At 67.3% G+C, this 26,439-nt stretch carries 24 protein-coding genes, 4 tRNA genes and 3 pseudogenes; 15 read left to right on the top strand and 16 right to left on the bottom strand.

The features are described from left to right. Nucleotides 1–448: pseudogene (locus AC3EO7_RS27345) on the top strand (single-stranded DNA-binding protein); the annotation flags it as partial. Between the two features lie 58 nt (nt 449–506). Here AC3EO7_RS27345 and AC3EO7_RS27340 read toward each other — a convergent pair. The 4 genes from AC3EO7_RS27340 to AC3EO7_RS27325 all read right to left on the bottom strand — a co-directional run bounded on the left by AC3EO7_RS27340 (nt 507) and on the right by AC3EO7_RS27325 (nt 3,447). Further along, nucleotides 507–737: a hypothetical protein gene (locus tag AC3EO7_RS27340; protein ID WP_435592765.1), complete on the bottom strand. Its 231-nt coding sequence runs from the start codon at nt 735–737 to the stop codon at nt 507–509. Nucleotides 738–818: 81 nt separating this feature from the next. Beyond that, nucleotides 819–1,202 (bottom strand): DUF6262 family protein, encoded by a 384-nt coding sequence (locus tag AC3EO7_RS27335; RefSeq protein WP_435592764.1) that lies wholly within the window; start codon nt 1,200–1,202, stop codon nt 819–821. Next, a complete protein-coding gene (locus tag AC3EO7_RS27330) occupies nt 1,189–2,502 on the bottom strand; it encodes a tyrosine-type recombinase/integrase (RefSeq protein WP_435592763.1) in 1,314 nt (437 codons plus the stop codon). Before AC3EO7_RS27330 ends, AC3EO7_RS27335 begins: the two co-directional genes overlap by 14 nt. Nucleotides 2,503–3,171: 669 nt before the next feature. Next, a complete protein-coding gene (locus AC3EO7_RS27325) occupies nt 3,172–3,447 on the bottom strand; it encodes an IS3 family transposase (protein WP_435592762.1) in 276 nt (91 codons plus the stop codon). A 544-nt stretch (nt 3,448–3,991) separates the two neighbouring features. On the opposite strand from AC3EO7_RS27325, the gene AC3EO7_RS27320 reads away from it, so the two are divergent. Further along, nucleotides 3,992–4,144: an excisionase family DNA-binding protein gene (locus AC3EO7_RS27320; protein ID WP_435592761.1), complete on the top strand. Its 153-nt coding sequence runs from the start codon at nt 3,992–3,994 to the stop codon at nt 4,142–4,144. A 246-nt stretch (nt 4,145–4,390) separates the two neighbouring features. Here the strand turns inward: AC3EO7_RS27320 and AC3EO7_RS27315 are convergent. After that, nucleotides 4,391–4,462 (bottom strand) — tRNA-Val (locus tag AC3EO7_RS27315). A gap of 501 nt (nt 4,463–4,963) precedes the next feature. Here AC3EO7_RS27315 and AC3EO7_RS27310 point away from each other — a divergent pair. The 5 genes from AC3EO7_RS27310 (at nt 4,964) to AC3EO7_RS27290 (ending at nt 6,904) form a co-directional block, all read left to right on the top strand. Then, a tRNA-Gly gene (locus AC3EO7_RS27310) sits at nt 4,964–5,036 on the top strand. 45 nt (nt 5,037–5,081) lie between these two features. Then, nucleotides 5,082–5,152, top strand: a tRNA-Cys gene (locus tag AC3EO7_RS27305). 1 nt (nt 5,153) lies between these two features. Beyond that, a tRNA-Val gene (locus tag AC3EO7_RS27300) sits at nt 5,154–5,228 on the top strand. A 531-nt stretch (nt 5,229–5,759) separates the two neighbouring features. Next, nucleotides 5,760–6,443 carry a hypothetical protein gene (locus AC3EO7_RS27295; protein ID WP_435592760.1) on the top strand — a complete coding sequence of 228 codons (684 nt, stop codon included), beginning with the start codon at nt 5,760–5,762 and terminating at the stop codon, nt 6,441–6,443. Continuing rightward, complete coding sequence (locus AC3EO7_RS27290; RefSeq protein ID WP_435592759.1) at nt 6,434–6,904, top strand: hypothetical protein; 471 nt, start codon at nt 6,434–6,436, stop codon at nt 6,902–6,904. Before AC3EO7_RS27295 ends, AC3EO7_RS27290 begins: the two co-directional genes overlap by 10 nt. Here AC3EO7_RS27290 and AC3EO7_RS27285 read toward each other — a convergent pair. From AC3EO7_RS27285 to AC3EO7_RS27270, 4 genes are all read right to left on the bottom strand, one after another. After that, nucleotides 6,811–7,152 carry an AAA family ATPase gene (locus AC3EO7_RS27285; protein WP_435592758.1) on the bottom strand — a complete coding sequence of 114 codons (342 nt, stop codon included), beginning with the start codon at nt 7,150–7,152 and terminating at the stop codon, nt 6,811–6,813. The genes AC3EO7_RS27290 and AC3EO7_RS27285 overlap by 94 nt on opposite strands. 2 nt (nt 7,153–7,154) lie before the next feature. Next, nucleotides 7,155–8,597, bottom strand: coding sequence for a Mu transposase C-terminal domain-containing protein (locus tag AC3EO7_RS27280; protein ID WP_435592757.1), 1,443 nt, complete (start codon nt 8,595–8,597; stop codon nt 7,155–7,157). Next, nucleotides 8,594–9,175 carry a recombinase family protein gene (locus tag AC3EO7_RS27275; protein ID WP_435592756.1) on the bottom strand — a complete coding sequence of 194 codons (582 nt, stop codon included), beginning with the start codon at nt 9,173–9,175 and terminating at the stop codon, nt 8,594–8,596. The genes AC3EO7_RS27280 and AC3EO7_RS27275 overlap by 4 nt, the downstream gene beginning before the upstream one ends. Before the next feature lie 283 nt (nt 9,176–9,458). Then, nucleotides 9,459–10,046: a TetR/AcrR family transcriptional regulator gene (locus AC3EO7_RS27270; RefSeq protein ID WP_431970938.1), complete on the bottom strand. Its 588-nt coding sequence runs from the start codon at nt 10,044–10,046 to the stop codon at nt 9,459–9,461. A gap of 201 nt (nt 10,047–10,247) precedes the next feature. Between AC3EO7_RS27270 and AC3EO7_RS27265 the strand changes: the two genes are divergently transcribed. The 4 genes and pseudogenes from AC3EO7_RS27265 to AC3EO7_RS27250 all read left to right on the top strand — a co-directional run. Beyond that, nucleotides 10,248–11,114, top strand: coding sequence for an aldo/keto reductase (locus AC3EO7_RS27265; protein ID WP_435592755.1), 867 nt, complete (start codon nt 10,248–10,250; stop codon nt 11,112–11,114). Then, nucleotides 11,111–12,124, top strand: a complete 1,014-nt coding sequence (locus tag AC3EO7_RS27260; RefSeq protein ID WP_431970937.1) for an NADPH:quinone reductase — start codon at nt 11,111–11,113, stop codon at nt 12,122–12,124. The genes AC3EO7_RS27265 and AC3EO7_RS27260 overlap by 4 nt, the downstream gene beginning before the upstream one ends. 162 nt (nt 12,125–12,286) lie before the next feature. Then, nucleotides 12,287–12,949, top strand: a complete 663-nt coding sequence (locus AC3EO7_RS27255; protein ID WP_435592754.1) for a recombinase family protein — start codon at nt 12,287–12,289, stop codon at nt 12,947–12,949. A 39-nt stretch (nt 12,950–12,988) separates the two neighbouring features. Continuing rightward, nucleotides 12,989–13,291 (top strand): annotated as a pseudogene (locus tag AC3EO7_RS27250) (ArsR/SmtB family transcription factor); the annotation flags it as partial. A 148-nt stretch (nt 13,292–13,439) separates the two neighbouring features. Here the strand turns inward: AC3EO7_RS27250 and AC3EO7_RS27245 are convergent. The 4 genes and pseudogenes from AC3EO7_RS27245 to AC3EO7_RS27230 form a co-directional block, all read right to left on the bottom strand. Continuing rightward, nucleotides 13,440–14,876 (bottom strand): CYTH and CHAD domain-containing protein, encoded by a 1,437-nt coding sequence (locus AC3EO7_RS27245; RefSeq protein WP_435592753.1) that lies wholly within the window; start codon nt 14,874–14,876, stop codon nt 13,440–13,442. A 36-nt stretch (nt 14,877–14,912) separates the two neighbouring features. Beyond that, a complete protein-coding gene (locus AC3EO7_RS27240) occupies nt 14,913–15,089 on the bottom strand; it encodes a hypothetical protein (protein ID WP_435592752.1) in 177 nt (58 codons plus the stop codon). A 1,386-nt stretch (nt 15,090–16,475) separates the two neighbouring features. Beyond that, the gene (locus AC3EO7_RS27235; RefSeq protein ID WP_435592751.1) at nt 16,476–17,930 is read right to left on the bottom strand and encodes an ArnT family glycosyltransferase; all 1,455 of its coding nucleotides are present in this window, start codon (nt 17,928–17,930) and stop codon (nt 16,476–16,478) included. Nucleotides 17,931–18,112: 182 nt separating this feature from the next. Further along, nucleotides 18,113–18,542: pseudogene (locus tag AC3EO7_RS27230) on the bottom strand (Tn3 family transposase); the annotation flags it as partial. A 568-nt stretch (nt 18,543–19,110) separates the two neighbouring features. Between AC3EO7_RS27230 and AC3EO7_RS27225 the strand changes: the two are divergent. Beyond that, entirely contained in the window at nt 19,111–20,019 is a 909-nt protein-coding gene (locus AC3EO7_RS27225) for a CPBP family intramembrane glutamic endopeptidase (RefSeq protein WP_435592750.1), read from the top strand. A gap of 38 nt (nt 20,020–20,057) precedes the next feature. Here the strand turns inward: AC3EO7_RS27225 and AC3EO7_RS27220 are convergent, their stop codons facing one another. Next, nucleotides 20,058–20,630, bottom strand: coding sequence for a TetR/AcrR family transcriptional regulator (locus AC3EO7_RS27220; protein WP_435592749.1), 573 nt, complete (start codon nt 20,628–20,630; stop codon nt 20,058–20,060). 86 nt (nt 20,631–20,716) lie between these two features. Between AC3EO7_RS27220 and AC3EO7_RS27215 the strand changes: the two genes are divergently transcribed. Both AC3EO7_RS27215 and AC3EO7_RS27210 read left to right on the top strand, forming a co-directional pair. Further along, entirely contained in the window at nt 20,717–21,598 is an 882-nt protein-coding gene (locus tag AC3EO7_RS27215; RefSeq protein ID WP_431970931.1) for an SDR family oxidoreductase, read from the top strand. 251 nt (nt 21,599–21,849) lie between these two features. Further along, complete coding sequence (locus AC3EO7_RS27210) at nt 21,850–23,007, top strand: sigma-70 family RNA polymerase sigma factor (protein WP_431970930.1); 1,158 nt, start codon at nt 21,850–21,852, stop codon at nt 23,005–23,007. Nucleotides 23,008–23,012: 5 nt separating this feature from the next. Here AC3EO7_RS27210 and AC3EO7_RS27205 read toward each other — a convergent pair whose 3' ends face one another. Next, nucleotides 23,013–23,969 carry a hypothetical protein gene (locus AC3EO7_RS27205; RefSeq protein ID WP_431970929.1) on the bottom strand — a complete coding sequence of 319 codons (957 nt, stop codon included), beginning with the start codon at nt 23,967–23,969 and terminating at the stop codon, nt 23,013–23,015. Between the two features lie 367 nt (nt 23,970–24,336). On the opposite strand from AC3EO7_RS27205, the gene AC3EO7_RS27200 reads away from it, so the two are divergent. Next, nucleotides 24,337–25,491, top strand: a complete 1,155-nt coding sequence (locus AC3EO7_RS27200; protein ID WP_435592748.1) for a hypothetical protein — start codon at nt 24,337–24,339, stop codon at nt 25,489–25,491. Here the strand turns inward: AC3EO7_RS27200 and AC3EO7_RS27195 are convergent, their stop codons facing one another. Continuing rightward, entirely contained in the window at nt 25,492–26,406 is a 915-nt protein-coding gene (locus AC3EO7_RS27195; RefSeq protein WP_431970927.1) for a LysR family transcriptional regulator, read from the bottom strand. Between the last annotated feature and the right edge of the window lie 33 nt (nt 26,407–26,439).

Below are 26,439 nucleotides of genomic sequence, written 5' to 3'. Positions count from 1 at the left end.
TAATCTGACCGCTGACCCGGAGTTGAGGTTCACGCCCGCAGGAGCGGCAGTAGCGAATTTCACCGTCGCCTCGACGCCTCGAGTTTTCGATCGGAATGCGAACGAGTGGAAAGACGGCGACGCCCTGTTCTTGCGTTGCAACGTTTGGCGCGAGGCTGCGGAGAATGCCGCGGAGAGCCTGACCAGGGGCTCACGTGTAATAGTGAGTGGGCGATTGAAGCAGCGTTCGTATGAGACCCGCGAGGGCGAGAAGCGCACCGTTGTTGAGCTCGATATCGATGAGATCGGTCCGTCCTTGCGCTACGCGACGGCGAAAGTGTCTCGGGTCAATCGCAACAGTCGCGGCACTGCGCCCGCCGCTGGCGGCGGTTTCACCAGCAAGGGTGGAAGTGACGATCCGTGGGGCTCTGCCGTTGCCAGCGGGGATAGCGCGTTCGCCGGCGCGGGGGGCGGGTTTCAACGGCGACGAACCCGGGTTCTGACGCCCTCGGCGACGTCGCGCTCGGCTAGAACGGCTCGGCCTGGACCGTTCGCTCGCTGACAGGACTGCCACCCAGAAGCGAGATGAACCGGTCGAGATCCGACCGCAACTCCTCGACGGAATATCCGTCGGAGCCGACGAACTGTGAAAAGGACTGCGTCACCCCCGGACCTGCCCCTGCCAGCCAATCGTCGAGGAAGGTCAGCATCTCGGCCAGCTCGATCGAATCATCGACAGCAAGACGGAATTCAGCCATGAGCGACCACGATGCCATCCGCACTGGACCGCGTTCAAACACCGGTCCGGTGCGAGCGGCTCGTCGGGGCTCGGGAAACGGTCAGTGCGGCTGTGCGTTGCGTAGCGCGCGGATCTCGCCGTAGGCGACTTCGAGTTGTTCGGTGAGTTGGGCGATCTGATGACGCAGTTGCTTGTTGCGTTTGTCGGCTGCTTCCAGGCGCGTCCGCAACGATTCCGCCGACGCTCGGTTCGTGTGACAGGCTGTATCGCGTTGGCGGAGAGTGTCTATCGCGTCGACGAGGTCGGTCTGGGTGTAGAGCCACGATCGTGAGACGCCAGCGGTCTTGGCGATGCCCGCGACGGTGGCCGCTCGGTCTTTGTGCCGGGCTGCGGAGGTGATCGCGGCTTCGGCGCGGCGGCGGGCGTCGTCGCTGCGGCGCTGGGTCGCTTCCAGGAGGTATCGGGTGTTGTCAGCCGGTGGCATCGAGGTCTTGGACCTTTCCGCCGGCCAGGATCTGGCCGGTCTCGACGGATTCGAGCGCGCCGATGATGGCGTCGAGCTTGTTCAGGGTGCGGGTGTTCTTCTCCACCACCCTCGCCAGGCCGGCGGCCTGGGCGTCGTTGATCATGCGGTGGGTGTCCTGGCGTTGGCGGCGGTGTTGATCGAGGAAGTCGGTGGTGGTGATGAAGAACCGGCAGTCCAGGCACGGATTGGCGTATTCGCAGTCGGTTTGCACCGGAGCGCCGCAATAGCCGTTGGGCAGAGTGACTTTCGCGCGCACCATGCTCAGCTTCGCCCATGCCGCGTCTGCGAGTGGATGATCGGTGGCGATCGTCGCCGGGCGCCCGTCCGCGTCGACTTTGACGGCTTTGAGCCAGTGCTCGCGCAACGTGTCGTTGTGCAGTCGGGCATAGACCGCGGTCATGTCCGGTGACATGTGATCCAGCAGCGCCTGGACGACCGGTTGGGGGACGTCGGCGTTGATCAGCCTGGTGCCCAGTGTGTGCCGGAATTGATGGAAGGTCACTCGGATCGGCCGCTGGTGTTCATCGACGAGCGCCAATTGTTGCAACCAGCGATCCAGCTGGTCGCGTAGTCGAGTGCTACTGGCATATCGGCTGCCGTCGATGTTGCTGTGGACCGCGGGGAACAACCACGGCGATCCGGCCGGGAACCGTTCGAGCACTGCCCGCTGCTGAGCAACGATCTTGCCTGCCAGATCGTCGGAAAGCGGGAAGAACGCGGGCCGGTCGGCCATCTTGCGGTTGAGCCAGGCCAGGTAGGGGTTGCCGTCCTCGTCACGGACGACGCACTCGAACGGCAGGGTCCGCGCGTCCTTGAGCCGCAGTCCGCAGTTGATGAGGATCTCGACGATCAGGCGGCCGTCCGGCGACGGGAACTGCTCCAGGGACTGCGGGGATTCGATCTGGCGCATGATGTGTTCGGCGATGAAGCGCGGCTTGGGGTGGGGACGTTCGGGCATGTCGTCGTAGATGAGCGCGTTGCGCGGCAACTCCAGCTGCCACTCGTGACGGTGGACATCGGCGAGGAACGCACTGATCGAGGCGATCATCGCGCCCCGGGTCACCGGATCGGGGACCTTGGTCTGCAACTGGGCCAACCACCCCTCGAGGCGAGCGCGGGTCAACTCCGCCGGTGCCGCCCCCTCGCCGACCGCGTCGACGAGGTATTCCGACAGCAGTTGGCAGCCTCGGAGGTTGATCGCGATCGTCGCGGGATTCAGCTCACGGGTCAGCCGCCATCGGCACCAACGCCGAACCAATTCGTTGAGCCAGCCCAGAGTGATGCCGCCGAACCGCAGGCGCCGGACGTCGGCGGTGTTCAGTCCGAGGTGTTTGAGGTCCCATTGTTGGCGAGGATATTGATCGGCCCATGGATCCGGCCTCGATCAGCAACGCCCGCAACTCGAATCGGGTGTCCTTGATGAACGCCAGCGACAAGGTGTCGTAGTTCGCGGGCTTCGGGCGGCAGAACGCCTTCCACTGCACGCCTTCCACTGCGCATCGTCCCAATCCAGCAGACTGTGCACTCCGGCAGGCGGGCGATATGGTCGCGATCCGAACCGGCAGGTGAGCAGAGCCCATAACAGCAGGGGCTCTCGCTGCCGACTTCTACCGGCTCTTCCCTCGGCTCACCCCCACGCGTGTGAGACGACACCACGGGAGCCGAGAATCCGTTGACGAAGCCGGGCTCACCCCCACGCGTGTGGGGACGACCAGCGTCATCGTCTTGCGCAGCGCTGCAATGTGGGCTCACCCCCACTCGTGTGGGGACGACACTTCCTGACCAGCGGGTTCGCTACGCACCGGCCGGATTTTCATTCACTTTCATTCGACCTTCCTGTGCGCAACCGAGCCGCGGCCGTCGGGCGGACATCACCTGCACTTCACTACAGCACCTGCTACCGACACAGGGATAGACACCCACGCCGTCAGCCCCGCACCACGCCAGTCAGGCCGAGTTGACCCATGAGCCGGTCGACGGTGCAAAACGCCACGTCGAATCCCTGTCTTCGCAAGTAGTGCACCATCTTCCGTCTCCCATACACCGCTTCTGGGCAGTTCTGCAGATCCCGCAGGGCGTCGTGCAGATGAGCGTCGGCGACAACGCGGTCCGACGGCGGCCGGTGACGAAAGCGGCAAGTGGTGACCGCGGTGGCGACGCGGACCTGCAACAAGACTAATGGCCCGGTCGTTGACCAAGCCATTTTCGAGTGGAGCTAAGGGGACTCGAACCTCCGACGGAAGGTCGGACACCAGCGGGTCGTTGCGCCAACACAGAAGTTCAGGTTTCATGGATTGGGGTGATCAGGCTAGACGGGCAGAAAGTGAACGTCCCGTGCCTTCGATCCCTCCAGTCCAGCCACAGCCCGACCACCAAGCGTCGACGCGCGACCACCGGACGCCGACGTCTCGCCCTACGAGCAAGAACTGCGGCCTCCTTTCCTCGGCGTCCACGACCGCTGAACCACGGTCTGGCCCACAGGTGCCGGATCACTTTGCGGTCCAGGACATTCGGCGCGAACCCGACCGGGACAGAGACTCACTCCTCCAGTTCGACGGTTTGCTCCATAGCCCGGCGCGACATGCTAGGACGGCCAGTGCAGCTGTCAGCTTCCCAGCAGAATCCTGGAGCCCAGAAAGATGAGGGACAACGGCGGGCGAACCCAGCCCGATGATCGTCGTCTTGGACGGGCAGCACCCGGGACCGGCGGGAGCAAGAATCGATCAGCTCAAATCACGAGCCGCTACGTGTCGATCAAGTTCGCAGCCGAGCGGGCGAGTGTGAGCAAGGACACGATCAGGCGGATGATTGCCGATGGCAACCTGCCAGCCTACAGGTTCAGGGGGCAGATACGCATTGCGGTCGAAGACGTCGACAAAGCTATGCGTCCGCTGCGTTGAAAGACGGCGCGAGATCCCCCTCGCGATCGACCGCGCTGGTGCCCTCGAAGCTCGAAGTGCCTCCGCCCTACGCAGCGAAAGCAAGCAACTGCGCGCCTGCATAGCTATGACAAGAGTCACATTCGATGATGTCGATAGGGAACGCCAGCCCGAGTCGAGCGCGAGAATCTCGTAAAACTTGTCGCACGTTTATTGCACGCAGGCCACGCCATTCTCTCGAAATAGCGCTGACCTGCGGCTTTTGAGTGGTCCCAGCTGGGATCGAACCAGCGACCTTCCGCGTGTGAGGCGGACGCTCTCCCGCTGAGCTATGAGACCGAACTCTCCGTTCGAGCGGCGACTCGGTGCCGTCCGAACGAGATGGAACATTAGCACGCTCTACCGGTCAGCCACCAAATCGCCACCTGGACAGCACCGATTCGTCGTGTTGCGGATGAGACTCGTGAGACTTGGCGCGGCCCCGTACCGCCCCCGCGGCTCTACGTCGAGGCGACCGACCGAATCCCGAGTGTCCGTCCCGAAGGGAATTCTCGCCGCCCGGTAGAGGCCCGCCGCCCTTCGAACCGACAGCCGCGAGTCGGCAGGCACCTGGAGAGCTCCGGCCCGCCCGATGACACTCGCGATGACCGTCGGTGGGAGCGTTCGGAACGCGGCGCACACACCTCCCCAGTCCCCCACACCCCACCGGCCGCACCCGCCACACTCGCAACTTCGCCGTTTCCAGGCGTTCTACCAGCGGATTTGTACCTTTCACCGGGCGTCGGCTAATGTTCTGTCTCGCACCGAGGAGGCCAGAACGAAAGCCCCCGAGATGCAAATGCGGATGTAGCGCAGCTGGTAGCGCATCACCTTGCCAAGGTGAGGGTCGCGGGTTCGAATCCCGTCATCCGCTCGAGAGGTAGGGCCAGGCAGTGTAAACAGCCTTCCCCCTTTGCGCGGTGGAGTGGCCGAGTGGTGAGGCAACGGCCTGCAAAGCCGTGCACACGGGTTCGATTCCCGTCTCCACCTCGCGCGATTAGCTCAGCGGGAGAGCGCTTCCCTGACACGGAAGAGGTCACTGGTTCAATCCCAGTATCGCGCACCACCGTCTCACGAGGTCAGACCCGGTTTCCACCGGGTCTGATTTTGTTTGTGCCCAGCGAGTACGCCCAAACACCCCCCAGCACGCAAGGCATTGCCCTTCGGCGCCACCGAAACCTATGGCCCACCGCCACCAGCAACACCGCCAGCTGGAGCCCTGCTACGGCCATCAGCGACGCGCGCAGCGCGAAGAACCCGGCCGACAAGCTCCACGTTCCTACCAGGGAGCCGGAGGCTGACCCGACACACGTCCAGGGCCAGCAGGTGGTGTCGACCCGCAATGTCGATCACCTACTGGGCCTGGCCCCGTCGGTTCGGTCGGTCGTTTCGCTGAGCGCCGGGTGGGCGAGAGCGATGACCCGTAACAGGCCCCGGACCTCCGGGTTTGCCTCCAAATGAGCAGTTGTCGGTGGCACCGGATGTTGAGAATCGATCGATTTTCAGCCACTGGTGTCCCGGAGAGGCCCGCCTGGAGAGTGCGAACTAGCGGGTGGGATAGCGCGGTTTCGAGCAGAATCGAGCGATGCTCGGGTGGGTGAGCGCCATTGGCGCGCAAGCACGTACGAAGTCGACCGCGCTGCGGGCGCGGATGGACACCAGCAGCAAGGGCGCGGGTCGCTGGGCGGGTCGGATCCGGTTGTTTCCCGCGGTCGGTCTTGCGCTGGCCGCCGGGCTGGTCGTGGCCTTCGCCGCCTACGGGTTCCTGCGCTGGATCACCCCGGTAGACGCGAGCAAGGCCGCAGCCGAGATCGACGTCACCCGGGTCGCGTTGACCGTCGTCGCCGGAGTCGGTGGTGTGGTCGCGTTGGTCATCGCCTACCGGCGCCAGCGTGATCTCGAGCAGAGCCGGTTCGTCGAACGCTTCGGCGCCGCGGCCGCCCAACTCGGTGCCACCGATGTCGCGGTTCGCATCGCCGGGGTGTACGCGATGGCCGGTGTCGCCGACGAATCCGACGGGCTACACCGCCAGCAGTGCATCGACGTTTTGTGCGGCTACTTGCGGCTGCCCTACAGCCCCGAACTCGGCGGCAACCACCAGACCAAACACGTGCAGAAACGCATAGTCGGAGGAGATGCTGGAGAAGACGAGGACCACTTCGAGTACCGGCAGAACGATCATGAGGTGCGCGCAACCATCGTCCGCGTCATCGCAGACCACCTGCGCCCTGATGCCGAATACCGCTGGTCGACAAGCAACTTCGACACGCGGTGGATCTGAGCGAAGAGTCGTTGCAGGAGGCGGAAATTGCCGCCGGTGATGCGGGCGACCGCGGCGACGGCCTGTGCGTCGGTGAAGTCGTCGGGGTCGAGTTCGAGGCCGAGTTTGTGCCAGTGCCGGGACAGTACGAAGGTGAGTTCTTCACCGGACAGGGGCCGGTAGTGGTGGGCGAATCCGACGCGGCTGTAGAGCTGCGGGTAGCGGGAGAAGGTCTTCTCGATGCCGGTCATGCCGATGAACAGCAGCCCGTGATCCCCGCGGTCGTAGCGGTCACGCAGGTGTTCGATGGCGTTGGCCGAGCGTTCGGACTCGTCGATGACGACCAGCTCGATGTAGTCGACCGTCTCGTGTACGCGCCGGCCGGGGGCTATATGCTGGTCGATGCAGATGTTGACGCGGCTGTAGAGCTGTTGATGTCGTCGCGTAGTTCGCGCAGGGGTCCGGCGACGGTGGGTGTGTAGAACACGGTGCGCGAGCGGGACAGGGCGGCGTAGACGTCTTTGTCGGATTCCTCGCGCGGCCCCCAGCTGGTGAGCAGGTGTTCGGCCTTGTCCCAGCGTGCGTAGCGGGTTGCCGAGAGTGTCTTCCCGATTCCTGCTGCGCCGTAGCAGATTCCGATGGTCCGGTCGCGTCTGACGGTGTCGGCGAACTCGACGAAGCGGCGGTGTTCCTTGGTGGCGATGAACGGCCAGTTCCGTGGCGCGGGCATAGTCAGTCCTCGCGGTAGGCGCGCAGCGGCGGTGCTGGAGGAGGTTTCGCCGGTTTCGATGGCACAGGCGGGCGATCGGGTGCAGGCAGGTAGTCGGTGACCACAGCGATGCGTTCGTTGATCTGGTCGCGGATCCGGCGTCGGTAGGCGCGGCGGGCGGCCTGAATGTCTTTGAGCCCGATGGTGTCTCCGGTGTGGTCGGGGCTGACGGCCTTACACAGGAACCGGTTTTTGTGGAAGACCCGGATCTCGGTGATGTCGCGCGGGTCGTAGCGGATGGTGACCGATTCGCGGACGTAGGCGGCCAAGGCGGGATGCAGGTAGCGCAGACCCTGGAAGTGGATGCCGTCGCGGTGCACGACACGCGCTGCGGCGACCCGCACCAGCAGCAGATCGAGCTGCTCGAGATCCTCGGGCATACGCGGCAACCAGCCGTGTCCGACCCAGCAATCCTGTGGAGTGACACCGATTTCGGAGTGGACGCGCCGGTGATAGGTGGTGATGAACGCCCCGATCGCCTCGTCGAGCTGACGCAGCGACAGCGCCGGCGGGGTAACCGGCTTGCCGCCCACGAGGTGACCGGGCAGCTCGGTCAGCAGTTCGGTGTTGATGCTGCCGAAGAACCGCTCGACCTTCCCGCGTCCCTGGGGTCGCGCCACGGCCGAGTGCACGATCTGGAACTTCAGGTCGGCGGCGACCTGAGCGAGATGATCGCTGACGAAGTCGCCGCCGTGATCGACGTAGAGGATCTCGGGAATCCCGCACATCGGCCACGTGGGATCGGGTTTGGTCCAGATCGCTTGGCGCAGTGCCAGGGATGTGTTCAACGCCGAGGGTGCGCCCAGGGTGACGGTGTAGCCGGGCACTGCCCGCGAGCAGTCGTCGAGGACCGCTGTCAGCCAGGGCCGCTTCGCAGTCCCGCTGTCGTCGATGAGGATGTCGAGCTGGGTGTGGTCGACCTGCCACATCGCGTTCGGGTGGTCGGCGCGGCGGCGGTAGACCAGTTCGCAGGTGTCGCGGAAGGCGGCGGCGCCGTCGTGTGCCAGGGTCGTCATCGCCGGGTCGATCGCGGTGACGATCGATCGGACAGTGTTGTAGGACACCGGTTTCCACCCCTGTGCCGCGGCGACGCGCGCGGCGCGGCGGGTGATCGTCGCCAGCGACGGGCACGGTCGGTGCAGCGCCATGCCCTCGATCAGCCGCACCAACTCCGGGTCGGTGCGCCGGCCGGTCGCCCGTCGTCGGGCCGGGGCAAGCCCGGCCAGGCCGGCCGGCAGTTCGGTAGCGCTGCAGCCACCGCTGCGCGGTCCGGGCGGCACGCCCGCCTGTCCCGCCGCGCGGATCAGTGGAACCCCGTCCTCGATATGAGGCCGCAGTACCTCGAAGCGGCTCATCGCCTGCCGACGAGCCGCGTCGGTCAGTTCGGCCAACCCGACCGCAGTCACGCCTCCATTTTCGCTGTGGCAGCGGTGAGATGCCGGTAAATGGTGGGGCGGGTGACACCGAACTCGGCCGCGATCTGCTCGACGGTGTAGCGGCGCTTGCCGCGCTCGTCGTACATCTGCCGCGCCAGATCCACCTGTCGGGGTCCGAGTTTGGGTTTCTGTCCGCCGGTGCGGCCGCGGGCGCGGGCGGCGGCCAGGCCGTCACGGGTGCGTTCGGACATCAGGGCGTGCTCGAATTCGGCGATGGCGCCGAGGATCTGGAAGAACATGCGCCCGACAGCGGTGGAGGTGTCGATGCCTTGGTCGAGGACCACCAGATCCACACCGCGGTCCTGCAGGGTCTTCGACAGTTCGATCAGGTGCTCGAGGGAGCGGCCGGGCCGGTCGAGTTTGGTGACCACCAGTTGGTCTCCGGGCCGGTTGGCCACCAGCAGCGCCTTGCTCAGCTCAGGCCGCGAGGCCAGCTTCCCCGACGCCTTGTCGAGGAAGATCTGCTCGCAGCCGGCCGCGGTGAGTGCGTCGTGCTGGGCCTCCGGATGCTGATCGCGGGTCGAGACCCGTCCATAGCCGATTCGCATGCGGCGCAGTGTATTGCGAACCCCCGACATGTTGACATTGCCGCGTACACGGCAACCTTTACAGATTCGGCGGCATCCGACCTGCGGGAATCTTCAGCACCCCAGAGTGTCTCGTGACGTTCGTATCCGGACGCTGATGGCAGTTGTCCGAACCGTCGCACTTTCTCACCCGTTGACGTGAACCTCCATAAGTAGCCGATTGCAGGACGGTCTGCGCGTCAGGCACCTCTAGTTCAGGGCAGCAGCTGCCCCGTCACTGCGGACCAACGTCACTTTGGGGACGTCACCGGGCCCGGAGGCCATCGAGGACAAGTGAGACGACCGCAGCGGATTCGGCTTCGGTCTCGGGAAAGTCCCATTCCGCAGCGTGTTTCGGATCATGGAAGCGGCTCGTCGCGTTCAGGACGGCCCGTGCGATCATCTCCGGTTCGTCCGTAACGAAGTCGCCGGCGGCGACACCGTCGATGATGATGTCCCGCAGTTGGGCGACCAGAAAGCCGACATGGTCGCTGGACACGGCGCTGTGCTCGACCGCCAGCACTCGGAAGGTGGCGAACAGCTCCGGGTCCGCCCCGGCTTTCGCCCACTTCATGGCGAACATGGTGGTGAGCAGTGCTCGCAACCGCTCGGCCGGAGGCAGTTCGGAGTTCTGCGCAATGATGGCGAGTTCGTTCCGCACCTGGTCGAGCCAGCGCCGGATCACGGCCTCGCGGAGCGCGGCCTTGGATGCGAAGTGCCGGTACACGCTGCCGTGGCTCACGCCCAGCTGCCGTGCGACGTCGAGCACCGTCGTCTTGTCCGGACCGTGTCGGCGCAGCAGCTCCTCGGTGGCCGACACAATCGTCTCCGCGTCGAGCGGCTCCCCGCGCATCGGGTCTCCTTGTCTCCTTGTCGGCTGGTCGCGTCACCAGCGTCGCGGACCTATGTCGCGACGAGTCATCGGTCAATATTCTCGCATGGCTGACAATTATTGAAATCTGTCATTACAATTCTATAAGGTGGGGTATCGCGCTACCACCGACTGAGGAGACTCGTCATCAACACATCCACTGCTTCCATCGCCGGTCGCTCCGTGTTTCGGATCGGCTACGGCGCGGCCCAACTCTCGCGGCTGCATGACCGCCACGACGAGGCCGTCGCCTTGCTCCGGCGTGCCGTCGAGCTGGGCGTCAATCATGTCGACACCGCCGAGTTCTATGGCTTCAGCTTCGCCAACACCGTGATCCGCCAGGCCCTGCGCCCCGAGGACGACGTGCTGGTCGTCACCAAAATCGGCGCCGACCCCAACCCGGTCGGGCCTGTGCCGCTACGGATCGCGCAGCAGCCCGAACAGCTGCGGGCCAGCGTCGAGGACAACCTGCGCAGCCTTGGCCTCGACCAACTCCCGGTGGTCAACCTGCGACGCCTGGATACCGGCCCCGGACTGCGTCCGGAAGGCGACCAGGTAGTCGACCTCGACGACCAGCTGGCGACCATGACCGCCCTGCGTGACGAGGGCAAGATCGGCGCAATCGGCCTGAGTAGCGTCACCCTCGACGGCCTGCGCCGCGCCCTGCCGGCTGGCATCGCCTGCGTGCAGAACGCCTACAGCCTCGTTTCCCGTGACGACGAGGACACGCTGCGACTGTGCATGGCCGAGGGCATCGCGTGGGTGCCGTTCTTCCCGCTCGGCGGAGGATTCCCCAGCTTGCCGAAGGTCGGTGACGAGCCAGCTGTGCACGCCGTGGCCGAATCCCTGGAGGTGACCCCATCCCAGGTCGCTCTCGCTTGGCTGCTGCACCATGCGCCGAATATCCTGCTCATTCCCGGCACCGTCGACCCCGCCCACATGGAGGTCAATATGGCGGTCGGCGAGATCACCTTCGACGCGCACACACTGGCCTTCCTCGACGCCGTCGAGTCCCGCTCCAACAACGTCGCGATCGGCGCGGCGTCGTGAAGGCCGTGGTCTACCGCGACAACGGAGGTCCAGACGTTCTCCACCTGGTCGACCGCGAACCGCCCGTGCCCGGCCCCGGCGAGGTCCGCGTCCGAGTGGCCGTGTCCGGGGTCAACCCCACCGACTGGCAGGCCCGCGCCGGCCAGGCCATGGCGTTCCCGGAGATCACGCCGCACCTCGACGGCGCCGGTGTGATCGACGCCGTCGGCGAAAGGGGCGATACGAGTGTGGTCGGCCAGCGGGTGTGGCTGTTCATGGCCGCAGCGGGCCGGCCCACCGGCACCGCCGCGGAATTCACCGTCGTACCGGCCGGGCAGGCCGTGCCACTGCCGGACGAGGCCAGTTTCGATGTCGGCGCAGCCCTCGGTGTTCCCGCACTGACCGCGCACCGCGCACTCACCGTCGCCGAAGACGGGCCGCGCCGGCTGCGGCCCGGCGCACTGGCGGACAAGGTGGTACTCGCTGCGGGCGGGGCCGGGGCGGTCGGGCACGCGGTGATCCAGCTCGCCCGCTGGGCCGGTGCCACCGTGATCAGCACAGTCAGCAACACCGAGAAGGCCCGGCTGGCCGCCGCCGCCGGGGCCCACCACGTGGTCAACTACCGCGAGGGCGACCCGGCCGCCGAGATTCGCGCGATCGCTGCTGACGGCGTGGACATCGTCGCCGAGGTAGCACTCGGCACGAACCTCCCCCTGGACCTGGCCGTGCTGCGTCCGCGCGGCACGATCTCGATCTACGCCAACGACGGCGGCAAACCGGTCGAACTGAACGTTGCGCAGAACATGGTGCGCAACACCCGCCTGCAGTTCATAGTGCTCTACACCGCCGGTCCTGACGTCCGCGCCGCTGCCGTCGCAGATGTCTCCGCCGCCGTCCGCGACGGCGCCCTGCCGGTCGGCGAGCAACACGGCCTGCCCCTGGTCCGCTTTCCCCTCCACCGCATCGCGGATGCCCATCGGGCAGTCGAAGGCGGCGCGGTCGGCAAGGTCCTGGTCGACGTCACGTCGTGACGGTCCTCGTCATCGGCGCGCCATCCAACGGTGCGAGAACACCGCCACATATCGCTGCGAGTCACACCCAGGTCGCACGAACCGGTCATGTGTCGATAAAACATGTCGAAAAAGATTGGTGTCCAACAATTCTTGTCGGCCCTTTCTCATACACTCCGTGACATGGCCACCGCTGCACGTGATCTCGACATCCCCGCTCCGCTCACTCTCGACGGCGACGCCCTCGATCCGATCGGTGGAGGCGCGGCCCTGGTCGGCTACGGCCGTGTCTCCACCAAGGATCAGAACCTGGATCGTCAGATCCACGCGCTCACCGCTGCCGGGTGCCAGCGGATCTTCACCGACAAGAAGTCCGGGAAGAACGCCGAGCGCGAAGAGCTGGTGGCGTGCCTGGAGTACCTGCGTCCCGGCGACACCCTCGTCGTGCCGTCGCTGGATCGGCTCGGCCGATCCCTACAGGACCTGATCTCGATCGTGGCTGGACTCCGCAAGCGCGGCATCGGATTCCGTAGCCTGCACGAAGCCCTCGACACCACCACCCCCGGCGGTCGGCTGGTCTTCCACGTCTTCGCCGCCCTGGCCGAGTTCATCCGTGAGCTGATTGTCCAAGGCACCAAAGAGGGCCTGGCTGCTGCCCGCGCCCGCGGGCAACGACTCGGCCGGCCGCCAGCTATGAGCGCCGAACAGATCCGACAGGCCCGCGCGATCTTGACTCGGCCGGAGGAGACCGTTTCGTCGGTGGCCCGGCTGCTCGGTGTCTCGCGCTCGACGATCTACAAGCATCTGCCTGAGCTCAGCAGGGGTGACCAGCAGCTGCTTACCTGATGATGTCTGCTTCCGTGACGAGTTGACCTAGATCCTTCTGCGGACTCGGCGGCGACCCTCGCTGCGACGCTGCAAGCGCTGGCGACGCCGAGTCGGCTGCGGATACTGACGCGGCTACGGCACGGGCCGTGCTCGGTCGGCGACCTGGTCGAGGCGGTCGAGACGGAACAATCCGCCATATCGCATCAACTTCGGCTGTTACGGGCCGTGGGCCTGGTCACCGGCACACGCAACGGACGCAGCGTGATCTACAGCCGGTACGACAATCACGTCGCGCTACTGCTCGACGAAGCCGTCTACCACATCGAACACCTCGGACTGGACTTGACGGATCCGGAGTGAGCGACGTCGATCTTCTGCGATAACGCTGATTGCGGCAAAAAGACACCCGACGGGAACCGGACTGCGACAATCTGATTCGCCGCTGCCGAACAATCACGATCAGCGGTGCATCGCGTTGGCGGTCACACCCTCTGCGCGCCCACGATATCTATCGTGCGGCGGCGATCTCGGCGACCTTCTCCCGTGCGCGTTCGGCCGCATACTTCTCATCGGCGTACAGCAGGCCGAAGGTGAAGCCGTTCTCGCCGACGGTCGTGCCTGCGGATGTCGCAGTGCGCCAGAGGAATTCGGCCGATACAACGCCGTCATTGTAATCGCCGAGCACGCGTTGCAATTTCTTGTAAAACGCGATGTTCGACTTCGCGCGGCCGGACTTTCGCACCGGCTTATGCAATTCGGCGGCGTAGCGGGCCCGTTTGGCGGCTTTGCGTGCGCGGTGCAATGACGCGGCTCGCTGATCGTCGAGGGCGGTCGCGAGGCGGCGATCGGCTTTGCGCGCGGCTTTGTGGGCGCGGGTGACCAGTTCGCGTCGACGAATCCGAGGACCGAACGGCGGCTCCGACTGCCACGCCTGCAGGGTTGCGAGCAACTTCAGGTAGCGGGGCGTATTCATGGCCTCGGCGAGCGCGTTGCGGCTCGGCAGCTGCCGCTCCAGCAACGTCGCGTCGATACGCGCCGCCACCGGACCCAAGACGAGTTCGGGCGGCAACTTCCCGAGCCGGTCGGCGAGGCGGCGACGCTGGACGTGGCAGTCACGTACTTCGCCGAGCAGGCCCGCGAACCACCTCAGCTCGTTCTCCGTATCGCCGACGGCGCGGGGATCCAACAGCTTGCCGAACACCCGCAGCGTGCTGCGCAGTCGTCGCGCCGCGACGCGGGTGTCGTGGATCGGATCCCGGCCCCGGCGCAGCTCTACGTCGCCGGTGAAGATCGCGTCGATCTGGGTGCAGAGATATGCGCGTATCGCACCTTCCGCCGCGGAGTCGCCGACGGCGGGCTCGGACCGGTCGGGCATAGCGCGCGAGAGTTTGGACGGATAGTGCGCCGAGTGCGCGCCCGCCTCGGCGAGACTGTCCACCAGCACCGTCGGGACCTTGTTCGTATGCGGGCCCAGTTCGATCTCGACCTCGCGCCAGGCAAGGACGTTCGCGGGCCCGTCGGCCGGTGTCGCTCGCACGGTGTCGTCGTCGACCTCGACAATCAGTTCACCATCCGACCCGAGGACACGGTGCCGGCTGCGCTGGGTGTCGATCCGCGTGACCGCTCGCAGCTTCTTTCCCAAGCAGACTCCGGTGACGATCTCGGTGAGATCGTCGGGCAGATCCTTCGACAGCGGGGCGAGTAGTTCGAGGCGACCGCGTGGGTGCGGGATCTTCAGCTGCCATCCCGATTCGTCCTCGCCCTCACGGCGGCGCAGGGTGACGTTGTGCGAGAGCAGATCGTGCTCGGCGGTGTCGAAATAGGTGCTGGTGAGTTCGACCGACGTTTCCTCGACGCGACTATCGGGGACGAAGTCGTCGAGCATCGGAAGAATGAAGACCTGGTCGACCTCCCATTTGCTTTCACGTTCCAATTCGTCCTTCACCGATACTGCGTTCCCCGCTCAGAGCACATAAAACCGTCAGTGTCGGCGGCCGGACTCGTCGGCGGTGGTCCCAGCAGCCCAGCCCTGGCCACGGCGGGTCTTGATCCACGATTCGATGGTGCGCCACTGCCAGCCGACCCGGTCGCCCAGCTCCATATCCGGCTCCGGCAGCATCCCTTTGTGCCGGTAGGAGCGGACCGTAGCCACGTCCACGCCGATGCGCTCGGCGACATGATCAACCGCGAGGTACAGCGGCGTGTAACCGCGGCCGTCAGCGCGGCGGACAACCTTGTCGATCTCGTCGTCGGACAGGGCGATCTCGAGGTCGTCGACGGGGACATAGCCCCAGTCGACGACACGCTCGTCGGCCGGTCTGGCGGTCCTGAGCGTCGACCCGCAGCAACTGAAGCGCGGGCAGTCCTACCGGGTCGACCACGAACGGAAGACGCTGGTGGCCGTGGAACGGGGACGCTGACACGCCGACCGGCGGCACCGGCCGCCCGAGCACGAGCGCCGGTCTGGGCCGCGGCTGAGCCCTGCCGGACCGAAGCGTCAGCTGACCACGTCGAATGGACCGGTTGGACACGATCACCGTGCCCAACCGCCGCCAAGCTGGCCGCAATCGATCACCCGGTGGCGGTGCACGCCAGAAGCTTTCACACCGAGGTGCGGGCCGACAACGAGCGCAGTCTCACCGCAATGGCGAAGATCCCCGGAGCCCAGATGATCGGTACATCGGTTGCCCACGGGCACCAGTGGCTGTAGTTCCGATGGCATCGATCTAACGCTTCGTTCGATGCCCCCGGAATCTCCGGTCAGCTGACTGTTCACGCCCGGACTGTCTACGGCGCCGCGGCGCTCCAGTGCGCATGTCTCACTGACATTTTCGTGCGGCCTGACGGCTGACATTTTCGTGCGGGCTCGCGCCCTGCCGCAGCGCTGCACCGACCGCCGCCCCGCCCCCTTCCCTCCCCGATTTGGTCCCCCGCTGTCCTTGGTTTCTGTCCCGGCCCGTCCCGCATCGGCCTCGGAAGATCCACGGCTTCCGAAGTCCCGCAGAGGTTTACGCCGCGCACCTCGGCGACGGGCGATCCTCTTCTCGTCATTCCGCAGGAGGGGGTGCGATTCATACCGGCGGGTGACGTCCGCTTCAATCGCCTGAAGATAGCGTCGCTTCATGAGCGAAGCGCGGGGGGCATCGGCAGCGAGGTCACACCTCGACCGGTGGAACAGAGCACATCTCATCTTTGCGGTGTCAGGAGCAGCCATCGCGCTGACCGGTTGCAGCTCCAGTAGCCCGTCGACTGGCCCGGGCGGCTCGTCGACCATCGAGCGCCCTATCGAATGCGGTGCCCTTGTGACACCACCGCGCAGCTTGGATCCCGTTGAAGCCGCTGAGTATGCCCGCCGCCTGCAGGAGCAACGACGTATATGCGGTTCACCATCCTCGGCACCATAGGAGCACAAGTTCCAACCAACCCGACGAGGCAAGCCGCCTGGGCCGCATCGGTCTACGCTGAGCATCTCAGCAGCGGTGATGCGCTGACCATTTGAGCGCAGCACCGTTACCGAGACACCCTCAACCCGTTGGCCTGATTATCAAAGTCTGCGCATCGTCGGCCACATGACCGACCACGGCTGCTTCGGGCCGGTGCATTCCCAGATCGTGATGTCGCTGGTGATGCCGGGAATCCCGAGCGGATAGTCCATTCGGCGCACTGGGACAACGGAAGTGAACCAGCGGCTCAGATCCGCGTCGGTACTGCCGACGTAGAGAACCGTGTCGGCTGTGTCCGGCGGGGCACCGAAATAGCCGAAGCCGCGATTCGGACTGAAAACCGACGGCAGACCCGCACCCGCCCGACCGTGATCGAGAGCGGCCGCCTGCACGTACCACTCTGTGACGACTGCGGCGGTGCGTTGCTGTTGCGGTGTCAACGTGCGGTAGGCATCTGCCGTCGCATCTACCAGTTCTGACCAACCGAGCTCGCTGTAGGCCGACGGGCTGAGCGCCGCAGCGCGATTGGGCGCGGGGGTGTACTGTGACGCGGCCCGCCACGGCGTCGCATACACCACGGCTGCCAGCACCGACAGCACCACCGTCGGTACCGCGGCGATCGTCAGCCAACGCTTGCGCGCGGCGGTCAGTCCCACGGCGCCGGCCGCCATCACCATCGGGTAGGCACCGGCACCGTAGGCGCTGCGCCCGCCACTGATCGCGAAGACCGCCACCGTCAGCAGGAACGCCACACCCAAGAACCGGTAGGGACGAAGGCGTGGCGACCGAAGCAGCTGCCACACACCGCACGCGATTACCACCGCGCCCAGCAGCCCCCACCATTGCAATGTCAACGGGACGAACCACAACGTGCCGGTGAAACCACCGGTCTGGCCGCGGACCACCGACCCCATCCCCAGGTGCGGCCAGCCGTGGCGAGCCTGCCAGATCAGGCCCGGCGTCGCCGCCAACACCACGATGCCCGCACTCCACCACAGTGCCGGTCGTCGCAACAACACCCTCGGCCCCAACCAGCCCGCGGCGATGATCACCGCGATCCAGAACACCGGGACAAGCCATTTGACCTGCACTGCCACTGCGGTCACCAGCCCGGCTGTCAGCAGCAGCGCGTCGTGACGAGTCCGCACCCAACGCACCAGCAGCCACGCCAGCACTGCCCACAAGAGGGTGTCGATGCCGTTGGTCGACAACGTCTGCGCCTGGCCCAGGACGAACGCCGACGTCGCGCAAGCCGTCGCTGTCAGCGCCTGCGCTGCGCGCCCGCCACCCAGCTCGCGGGTGATGACCGCGCCCAACACCACCACCGCTACCGACGCCGCGACTGCCGGAATACGCAATGCCGCAAATGATCCGGGAAACAACCAGTCCATCGCGCGCGCCAGCAACGGCACCAGCGGACCTTGGTCGACATATCCGAACGACGGCCGCTTCCCGGCGGCAATGAAATACAGCTCGTCGTAGTAGTAGCCGTACCGCATCGCGGACAATGCCGCCACGACGCCGAAGACCGCCGCTACCGCTGCGACCGTGCCCACCGCGAACGGCGGGCACCGGTCATCGGTCGTAGAACAAGATTCAGCTGAGACGATATCCACCCCTGTCACGGTGCTCGACGCTACCGGCCTAGCCGCGAAATGGTGAGCAATGGAAACAATCCAGACCTGGCCTGCGCCAATCGCTTCGGGATCGCGGGCCCACAGTTGGCGCCGAGCGTCGATCAGAACAAGGTGTCGCGGACCCGGAGCGGTCGGTAGCCGGTGGGGCCCAGCCGGCCCAGTTCGGCGTCGATGTCGACCTCGATCGCGCCGAAGAGCTGATGTTCTCGCTGCGCCCAGGCGAAACGTGTGCGAGCACCTCGTCGTCGATGCGCCGCCCTTCCTGGCGCATCTGTTCCACCGCCACCCCGTAATACTCTGCGGTCCAGGCGATCACGGCGTTGGTGGCCAAGGTCGAACACCATGCCTGTTCGGTCTGGGACTCCAGATGCCGGGCGCGGATCATGCCTTCGTGGGCGTAGAGCAAGTCGCGCCGCCAGGCGTGCAGGGATTCGCGCTTGTTGAGCTGGCGAGAGATCTTGCGCCGATAGTCCGGATCCGACAGGTACTCGCGGCGTAGATCGTTCTGCGCAGTGCCCCGTATTCCTTCGCTCGCCGAGGGCCTCGTGCAATTCGTCGGTGGCGGCCGCCAGCGCGTGGGCCGGATCAGCGGATTTGCCGACCAGGCGGCAGAATTCGACGCGCTGCGGCTCCCATGATCTCCGGGAATTCCCGAAGCCGCTGCAACTCCTCGTCCGCGAATACCCGCGTTGCCACGAACCCAGCCCTCCGGCACCCCGACCAACCTCATCGGCAGCCAAGCCATGCACCAACCACCCCACGCCGCACCCGGAACTGTCGAATCACCCTCTACCAGTGCACATCCCGAACTTCGTTGGATTTTCGTCGACTCCGAGACCCCCGCCGGCCGCTGCGCGACCCGGACACCCCCAACCAGGACGACTGACATCGGCGGTTCGAAGACAGCGAGCGGTTCTAGTCCGAGTGACTCGACGACACCCTGCGCACCTCTGAAGCTATCCGGCACCGTCGTCGTCCCCCGCCAGAGCTACCGCCATCGCCCCCTCCAGCGTGATGTCACGGTGGGCGCCGGCTGCCTACTGTCGGTTGCGCCGTCCGTGGCCATCGCGAAAACCTCCAGCAGACAGGGATCGGAATCATGAGACCCATAGATCGTGCGGGCAGCGCGCTCCCCCACGCTGAACTGTCCACCGGCCGGCGCCGGTTGCGCAGGTTCCGGTCCCCCGTCCTGGTGCTGGTGTTGCTCGGCGTGATCGCGGCGTTCGCCGGGATCGACCGGCTCGTCGCGCCCGTCCCGGCGCTCGCGCTGCCGGTGGGGATCGGTCTGGCCGGCGCCGGGGTGGTCGGCTACCGCTGGCTGTCGCGAACCGTCGAGTCGCGCCCGAGCGTCCCCGAACTCGCGACCGCGGGCACGTGGTCCTGGTTGTGGCGTGGGATGTTGCTGGGGTCCGGCCTGTTCACCGCGGTGATGCTGCTCATCGCGGCGTTCGGTGGCTGGCAGGGCCTGTCCTGGGGCTCGGTCGGCGGGTTCCTCGCGACCGCTGGCGCGATGGCAGCCGTTGCGGTCGCCGAGGAGACCCTGTTCCGCGGGATCGTGTTCCGCATCGTGGAGGAACGTACCGGCACCGTGGTGGCGCTGGTCGTGTCCGCGCTGCTGTTCGGCGCGGCACACCTGGTCAATGTCGACGCCACGCTGCTGGGCACGCTCTCGATCGCCGTGACCGGCGGAACCCTGACCGCCGCCGCCTACGTCGCGACCCGCTCACTGTGGCTGCCGATCGGCCTGCACTTCGGCTGGAACTTCATCCAGGCCGGTGTCTTCGGTGTCACGGTGTCCGGCTCGGGCACCGCGTCCCACGGCCTGCTGCAAACCACACTGTCCGGGTCCTCCCTGCTGACCGGCGGCGCATTCGGGCCGGAGACCAGCCTATTCGCGCTGCTGGTCTGCCTGGTGCCCACCGCCGTCCTGCTGCGTAAGGCCTGCGCGACTGCGCAGTTGGAACTCCACGGACGTCGAAGCCGCTCCGGTCGGCACTGCGGCCCCTGAGGTGCCGCAGGGGCCCGGGCGCCGCACGTGGGATCCACTCAGGTGAGGGACTGGCTCGCCGCTCGCAGGTCTTCCAGGGCGGCCAGGGTGTACGGCGCCAGCGCGGCGTCATGGTCGGCTTCCAGCCACTGGGCATAGCCCCGTTTGAATGCGAGCACGCCCAGCTCGCCCGCGAGGTGTGCGAGGGGGTCCGGCACACCTCGGGCGACCAGGGCGTCGGTCATGGCTGCCGCGAGACCGACGCTCTTGAGGGCGTCGCGCTCCTGGAGTTCGACGTTGGCGGCGATCGCGGCCTTCAGGCGGGGGCCGAGTTCGCGGTTCATCGGGCCCATCGCGCTCGAGGCGCGCTCGAGCCCGGCCGCGACGGCCTCGAGCGGGGTAGCTCTCTCGGGTGCCGCGGCGATCCCCTCGGCCAGCAGCCGGCTCAGCGCTTCTTGTCCGGCCACCAGCAGGTCGCGCTTGTCGGGAAAGTACCGAAAGAAGGTGCTCTTGGTGACTCCGGCGCGCTCGGCGATCTGCGTCACCGTCGTGGCGTCGTATCCCTGCTCGGTGAACAGATCCACCGCAGCCACGACGAGCCGCTCACGTGCTCCAGGTTCCCATCGCGCCATGGGGTCATCGTAATTGATGGGACTGTTGTCTCATCACTCTGCTACGGTGATGAGACAACAGTCCCATCACTTTCGAGGGAGAGAACGTGCACGTCTTCATCACCGGTGGAACCGGCCTGATCGGCTCCGCTGTCGTTGCCGAACTGCTCGACAACGGTCACACCGTCCTCGCGCTCGCCCGCTCCGACTCCTCCGCGACGGCCCTCGAGACCGCCGGTGCCGAGCCGATTCGTGGCGACCTTGCCGATCTGCCCATACTCCGCGCGGCTGCCGCCCGGTCCGACGGCGTGATCCACCTGGCCTTCACCCACGACTTCAGCACCCACGCCGCAGTCGCGGAGGCGGTCGCCGAGGAGAGCGCCGCTCTGGCGGCTCTGGGCCAGGAACTCGTCGACAGCGACCGTCCGTTCGTCACTGTCTCGGGCACGCCGCTCGTGCCGGGCCGCGTCTCCACCGAGGCTGATCCGCTGTCGACCGACGGACTCGTCGGCGGGCGCAGCCACTCGGTCATGTCGGTGCTGGACCTGGCCTCACGCGGCGTCCGCAGCGCGGCCGTCCGCATGCCGCGCACGGTGCACAACGAGGGCAAAGGCGGATTCGCCGGCCTGCTGACCGACGCCGCGCGCCGCAATGGAGTGGCCGGTTACCCGGGCGACGGCACCCAGCGCTGGCCCGCCGTGCATGCGCTCGACGCGGCCGTACTCCTCCGGCTGGCCCTGGAGAAGGCACCGGCCGGGACCGCGTGGCACGCCGTGGCCGACAACGGCGACGCCGTGCGTGACATCGCGACGGTCATCGGTCGCAGGCTCGGGCTTGCCGTGGAAGCCGTGCCGCAACAGGTGTTCGGCCCTCTCGGACCGATCTTCGCCACCGATCAGCCCTCGTCGAGCGCCCACACCCGACAGGCACTCGGTTGGCAGCCCAGGCACCCGAGCCTTCTCGAAGATTTGGAAAACATCCAGCCCTGATCGGCCGGTGGCAGCCGGGCGCTCTCAGTGAGCGGCAAGCCCATCGACACAAGGTGTCCAGCGTGGACTACGGCGTCGGTACGGGGAACGACTGAGGCGACGGCCGCGGAGGTTTCCGCGCGGTCGGGACGGCGCACGGGAATTCGGCGATGTCCCGACCGGGCTGCGTGGAGTGCCACGGGTTGTCGGGGGCCCTCGTTAGGCTGCCGGTTGTGGCTGGTGAGTCAGGGGTTGCGGTAGGGGGTGGCGAGGTGGCGTTTCCGGATGACATTCGGGAGGAGGTGTCGCTCGGGCTCGAAGAGGTGAACGAGGTGTTGGCGGGGCTGGTGGGGGCGCATGCGGAGCGGCGGAAGCGGGATGCCGAGATCGTGGGGTATCGGCTGGGGATCGGCGGGGAGGGACCGGAGACGTTGGCGCGAATCGGGGCGCGATTCGATCTGGCGCGGGATCGGGTGCGGCAGTTGCACACTCGGGCGGTCGGGCAGATGCTGCGGGAGGCGGCGCTGATCGGAGGCCGGGAGGCGGAGGTGTTCGCGGGGCGCTATCCGGTGGACGGGCGGGATTCGGCGCTGGTGCGAGCGCTGCTCGTGGAGACGTACGCGACCGATACGGATTTGGCGGCCAACGAGTTGTCGTATCTGAAGCTGCGGCTCGCGGGGCACGCTCCCGAGGACGCGAAGCGGATCGCGGGCTACGTCATGCAGCGGATCATGGCGTGGCAGAAGAAGACGAACCGGCAGTTGGCGAAGCTGCGCGACGCCGAGCCCGCGGCCGCGACCGAGATCGGCGAATGGGCCGCGCGGGTCGAATGGCCCGCGGGCTCGCCCGCCGCGCTGCCGACGAGCTCCGCCCGCACGGTCGACGGCGACGACGAGGGACGCGGCCGGTTCTACCTGGACAAGGTCGGTCGCGACGTCGGCTTCGATTCCGCGCTGCAGGCCCGGCTGCTGCGCACGCTCAACGCGGCGGACACCGTCGAGACGTTTCAGGAACATCCGATCGCGGTGCGCTACGACATCGACGGCTCGGAGCGCGTCCACTATCCGAGCGTCGCAGCGCGTTTCACCGACGGCAGGGTGGCGCTGATCGACGTGCAACCACTCGGCCATGTCGCCTTCCACGTCAACCGCGTCAGGTCCGCGGCGGCGCGCAGCCGGGCGCATGCCGCGGGCTGGGGCTGGCTGGTGTGGACGGGAAGCCGCCTCGGCCTACCGGAGCTCGCCCGCCGCGAGGTGGACGCCCGCTGCGAAGACGGTCTGGGCGAACTCGTCGAGCGCGGGTCGGTGACGTGGCGCGAGGTGCGGCGGCTCCGCGAGGAGTCCGGCCTCGAACTGCTCGACTTCGCCGCGCTGGTGCTGCGCAACGAATGGCGCTGGGACCGCGGCCCCTTCCGCCTGACGCGCAGCTGACTCGCTCAGCGCACCACCATGGCCGCCGCGAGGAATGTCACGATCAGCAACATCGCGCAGTAGGTGATCAACTGCCAGTGGCTCACGGTCTGCTGGAGCCCGGCGATGGTGGCGCGCAGGCTGTTGTCCACCCGGTGGTGGTCGGCCAGCTTGCGATTCACCTCGGCCAGCGCGTCCGCCTGCGCCTGCGCGTCGTGTTCGGCGCGTTCCAGCCGCGCGGTCAGCTTCATCACCTGTTTCTGCTTGTCCCTGACCGACTTCCGGGACAGCGCAAGGGAGGTGCGCTGGTTGACGAGTTCCTGCCGCTGCCGGGCGATCACCGCGGCCTGCGTTCTCGTGTGATGCTCCCAGTCGGTCACGGTGGCCCATCCTCCCGTCATCTCGTCGCGAAAACCCCAGGCGATCTCGCCGGACACCCAGCCGCGCAGGAACTCGCGCAACTCGAACCGCTCGCGCCGCGGCACCGCGACCGCGCTGTGCTCGGCGTCCAGCATGCCCACGTCGATCAGGTAATCGCAGGCGGGAGGGGCGAAGTCGGCCATGCCGAGCGCAGGCAGGTGGGCCACCCAGTAGCCGGGCTGGCACAGCCACAGCACGCCGTCGCATCCCGCCGCGCGCAGCCGGGCCGTGTGTTCGTGGGCGAGCGTCCGGTCCAGCGGGCCACCGCGCACCTCGATGGCGTAGGTCCGCTCGCCGATCCGCCACAGAATGTCGACGCGGATGCCGCCGACGCGCCGATCCACATCGGCCTCGTCGGCGCCGAACGCCACCAGCCTGCCGCACAGCCAGTACTTGAGTCGCTGGATATCCCATTGGGCGTCTGCGCATCCCGGGCAACGGCAGCTGTACCGGGATCGATCGCCCACCGCGGTGCGGACCTCGTCCGGCACCTCGGCGATGCCCAATTCGGCGAGCATCGCCCGACGTCCGCAAGCCTGCTCCACGCGCTGCGTCGTTCTCACGCGATCACTCCCCTGCCCAACACCGCACGGTCTCTCGACCTACTCCATAGATCAAGAGTGCGCCTATCTTCGGCCGCCCGCCAGCCCCCTTTACCCCGCGCTCGGGTGCGCCGCCGTCGGCGCGACACCTCCCATCAGGCGATGTGCGCTGCGTCACAAGGGATTTCGCAGCGACATGCGCGAGAAACGACACAGAAGTTTCGGGTGATTGATTTTTGCCGCCAATTCGGCGACGCGGCCGGGCGCGCCGGATCGTCCGCCCGCCGCCGGAGCCGCGCGGGCGGTGCTCGCCCCGCACCTCGGAAAGGCTGTGGATAGAATCGCCAGGCCACGCGCAGTTCGGGCATCGACGGGGAAGAGGGTACGTATGGAGCACGGCCAGCAGGGCGCCGAGTCGGTCGGCGCGATCTTGTCGGGCATCGCGGAGCTCCTGCGCGAGGTGAGCGACAAACTCGACAGTGTCGCCGCCCGGGTCGGCGAGGACAACGGCGTCGAGGCGCGCCTGAAGAAGCTGGAGGCCTGGGCCTTTCGAACCGAGCAGAATGTCTCGACGCTGGAGACGCGGCTGGACGGCGTGACGTCCGGCGCGTCCGTCGGACGCACCGAGGCCGCGCCACTGCCCCGCGCCGCACGCCGCGCACCGGCCGCGCCGACGACGCGTCTCGAAGAGCCGCGGCCGGAATCCTTACGCGCCGAAACCCTACGCACCGAAACCCCGCGCGCCGAGACTTCTCGCCTCGAGGCCCCCCGCACCGAGAACTCCCGCCTCGAAACCCCGCGCGCCGAGAACTCCCGCCTCGAAACCCCGCGCACCGAGAACTCCCGCCTCGAAACCCCGCGCACCGAGAGCTCCCGCCCCGAAAACCTGCGCACCGACGCTCCTCGCGCCGAAGCCCCGCGCTCCGAAAACCTGCGAGCCGAGACCTCTCACGCCGAGACTCCGCGCCCCGAAGCTCCTCGCGCCGAGCGCCTTCGACCGCCCGCGTCGCCGCGCCCGGAGGCCGCCCCCGAGTCACCGCGCACCGACAGTCTCGAAGCGGCCGCCATCGTGGCGCGCGTCGAGCAGCAGACGCCTGCGCCGAACTCGTTGCCGCGCAGGGACCCCGGCGCCGTCCCGCCCGCGCTGCACGATTGGGTCGAGCCCAACGTCTCGCGTGGCGCACCCTACGACGCCGCGCCCGAACCGGTCTCGAACGCGCACGCCGAGCCCGTGGAGATCGCGCCGCGGACCGAAACACCGCAGGAGCGACTGGGCTTCGGCACCGTCGGCACGCCTGTCGTCGACACCGCGCCGCGGCTGAACGGCCGCCTGGAGGCGCCGACGCTCACCAGCCGCGCCGACACCACCCTGACCACGCCGCGCGACGAGCAGGCCGCCACGCCCACCCAGCACCACGCGACCATCGACGACAATTCGCACGTCGACAAGCTCCAGGCCATGCTCGACGAACTCAAGCGCAACCCGGCGGGCCCTTTCGGCAGGCCCCTCAGCAGTCCGCCGGGCGACCCCTCCGCGCAGTAGTCACTCGGTGTCGCTCCGATCCGGCGGGGCGAGCAGCGCGCGGATCGTTTCGCGCAACCAGCGATGCCCGCTGTCGGCGGTGTTGCGCGGATGCCACGCCATGCCGACCGTCACCTCCGGCAGCGGCAGCGGAATGTCGAAGGCGCGCAGTCCCATGGCCTGCAACGCGTCGCGGGTCAACCGAGCGGGCGCGGGACAGACGAGTTCGCCGGAGCGCACCGCCAACAGCGCGGTACTGAGATCGGGGACGATCGCCACCACCCGGCGGGTGCGGCCGTGCAGGGCCAGCCGGTCGTCTATCGGGCCGCGGGGGCGACCCTGCCGGGAGATCGCGAGGTGGGCCGCGGCGGCGTAGGCGGCCACGGTGACCCGGTCGGTGATCAGCGGATGGTCCGGCGCGGCGACGCCGACGAGACGATCCCCGAGCACACGCTGCACGGTGATCTCGGGATCGCCGCGTTCCAGGACGCCGACGGCGATGTCGGCGCGCCCCTCACGCAACCCCGCCGTGGCCTCGGGACCGTCGGGCAGGAAATGCACGGTGACGCCGGGAGCCCGGCGCCGCACGGCGGCCAGCAGCGGGGCGGCGAGATGGGCACGGACCGTGTCGTCGGCCTGCACGGTGAAGCCGCGCCGCAGACCGGCGGGGTCGGCCTCCGTGCGAATGTCGAGCAGCGCGCGCCCGCGTTCGACCAACGCGGAGACCTCGTAACGCAATTCGAGGGCGCGCGGTGTCGGAACCAGGTTTCGCCCGGCCCGGACCAGCAGCGGGTCGTCCAGCGTCCGGCGCAACCGGGCGAGCGTCCGGCTCATGGCGGGGGTCGAGGTGCCCAGGCGTTCGGCAGCCTTGGTGACGCTGTTCGTGTCGAGCAGCGCATCCAGGGCAACCAGCAGATTCAGGTCGAGGGCATCCACTCGCGGATTATCACAGACGCAAGATCAGGGCGT

The organism is Nocardia sp. bgisy118 (assembly GCF_057708605.1).
This window is presented reverse-complemented; position numbering and strand designations above follow the sequence as displayed.

What these genes read in the sequence shown, in the direction of transcription:
- AC3EO7_RS27340 (WP_435592765.1), bottom strand. Translation starts at nt 737, where the DNA reads ATGGCTGAATTCCGTCTTGCTGTCGATGATTCGATCGAGCTGGCCGAG.
- AC3EO7_RS27335 (WP_435592764.1), bottom strand. Translation starts at nt 1,202, where the DNA reads ATGCCACCGGCTGACAACACCCGATACCTCCTGGAAGCGACCCAGCGC.
- AC3EO7_RS27325 (WP_435592762.1), bottom strand. Translation starts at nt 3,447, where the DNA reads ATGGCTTGGTCAACGACCGGGCCATTAGTCTTGTTGCAGGTCCGCGTC.
- AC3EO7_RS27285 (WP_435592758.1), bottom strand. Translation starts at nt 7,152, where the DNA reads ATGCCCGCGCCACGGAACTGGCCGTTCATCGCCACCAAGGAACACCGC.
- AC3EO7_RS27275 (WP_435592756.1), bottom strand. Translation starts at nt 9,175, where the DNA reads ATGCGAATCGGCTATGGACGGGTCTCGACCCGCGATCAGCATCCGGAG.
- AC3EO7_RS27270 (WP_431970938.1), bottom strand. Translation starts at nt 10,046, where the DNA reads ATGCGCGGGGAGCCGCTCGACGCGGAGACGATTGTGTCGGCCACCGAG.
- AC3EO7_RS27255 (WP_435592754.1), top strand. Translation starts at nt 12,287, where the DNA reads ATGGCCACCGCTGCACGTGATCTCGACATCCCCGCTCCGCTCACTCTC.
- AC3EO7_RS27225 (WP_435592750.1), top strand. Translation starts at nt 19,111, where the DNA reads ATGAGACCCATAGATCGTGCGGGCAGCGCGCTCCCCCACGCTGAACTG.
- AC3EO7_RS27220 (WP_435592749.1), bottom strand. Translation starts at nt 20,630, where the DNA reads ATGGCGCGATGGGAACCTGGAGCACGTGAGCGGCTCGTCGTGGCTGCG.
- AC3EO7_RS27200 (WP_435592748.1), top strand. Translation starts at nt 24,337, where the DNA reads ATGGAGCACGGCCAGCAGGGCGCCGAGTCGGTCGGCGCGATCTTGTCG.